Source organism: Collinsella sp. AF15-51 (assembly GCF_003462845.1).
Classification (GTDB): Bacteria; Actinomycetota; Coriobacteriia; order Coriobacteriales; family Coriobacteriaceae; genus Collinsella.
In genome coordinates this window covers 1-1,267 of sequence record NZ_QRYG01000044.1, presented here as the reverse complement: position 1 = coordinate 1,267, position 1,267 = coordinate 1, and the positions used below count along the sequence as shown (strand labels likewise).

Annotated in this window: 1 protein-coding gene; it reads left to right on the top strand. The window is 65.4% G+C overall.

What is annotated here, in order from left to right; genetic code table 11:
* The first annotated feature begins 24 nt into the window (after nt 1-24).
* Nucleotides 25-1,266 carry an arginine deiminase gene (gene arcA, locus DWW51_RS10150; protein ID WP_117774421.1) on the top strand — a complete coding sequence of 414 codons (1,242 nt, stop codon included), beginning with the start codon at nt 25-27 and terminating at the stop codon, nt 1,264-1,266.
* Nucleotide 1,267: the final 1 nt, after the last annotated feature.

Here is a 1,267-nt window from a genome sequence, read left to right as displayed (position 1 = left end):
GGCCCGAAAGAAAGGTAGGAGGCCATGACGAAAGGTCTGCACGTGCCTTCCGAGATCGGCAAGCTCAGGAAGGTCTGCCTGCACCGTCCCGGCGACGAGCTCCTCAACCTGCCGCCCGACGAGCTCGAGCGACTCCTGTTCGACGACGTCCCGTTCCTGGAGGTCGCGCAGCAGGAGCACGACACCTTCGCCCAGATCCTGAGGGACCAGGGCGTGGAGGTGCTCTACCTGGAGAACCTCGTCGCCGAGGTGTTCGACCAGGTCCCCGGCGCCCGCGCCGAGTTCACCGACCAGTACATCGCCGAGGCAGGCATCCGCGGCCAGCAGATGCCGCAGATCGTCCGCGAGAAGCTGGACTCCATCGAGGACAACCTCGAGTTCGTCAAGAAGACCATGGCCGGCATGACCAAGGCCGAGATCGACATGCCCCTCACGGCGTCCACGACCCTCGACTCCCTGGTCAACTCCGAGTCCGAGTCCGACCTGATCATCGACCCGATGCCCAACCTCTACTTCACCCGCGACCCGTTCGCGGTCGTCGGCGAGGGCGTCAACCTCAACCGCATGTACTCGGTCACCCGCAACCGCGAGACCCTGTACGGCAAGTACGTCTTCAAGTACCACCCCGACTACAAGGACGTCTCCCTGTACTTCCGCCGCGACTGCCAGTTCCACACCGAGGGCGGCGACGTGCTGAACATCAACGAGAAGACCCTCGCCGTCGGCATCTCCCAGCGCACCCAGGCAGCCGCCATCGACGTCATGGCGCAGAACATCTTCTGGAACTCCGACTCCAAGGTCGAGCGCATCCTGGCCTTCGACATCCCGGTCTCGCGCGCCTTCATGCACCTCGACACGGTCTTCACCCAGATCGACGTCGATAAGTTCACGATCCACCCCGCCATCATGGGCACCCTGCGCGTCTACGAGCTGACCGCCGGCAAGAACCCGGGCGACGTGAACATCCGCCTGATCGAGGACACCCTCGAGCACGTCCTGGAGGACGCCACCGGCGTCGACCAGGTCAAGCTGATCCCCTGCGGCGGCGGCGACCCGATCGCGGCCTCCCGCGAGCAGTGGAACGACGGCTCCAACACCCTGTGCGTCGAGCCCGGCAAGATCTGCGTCTACGCCCGCAACACCGTCACCAACGACGTGCTGTACAAGGAGGGCCTGGACCTTCTCGTCGTGCCCTCCGCCGAGCTCTCCCGCGGCCGTGGCGGCCCGCGCTGCATGAGCATGCCCTTCTGGCGCGAGGACCTCTAAG

Coding starts and splice junctions, on each gene's coding strand:
- arcA (WP_117774421.1), top strand. CDS start 25: ATGACGAAAGGTCTGCACGTGCCTTCCGAGATCGGCAAGCTCAGGAAG.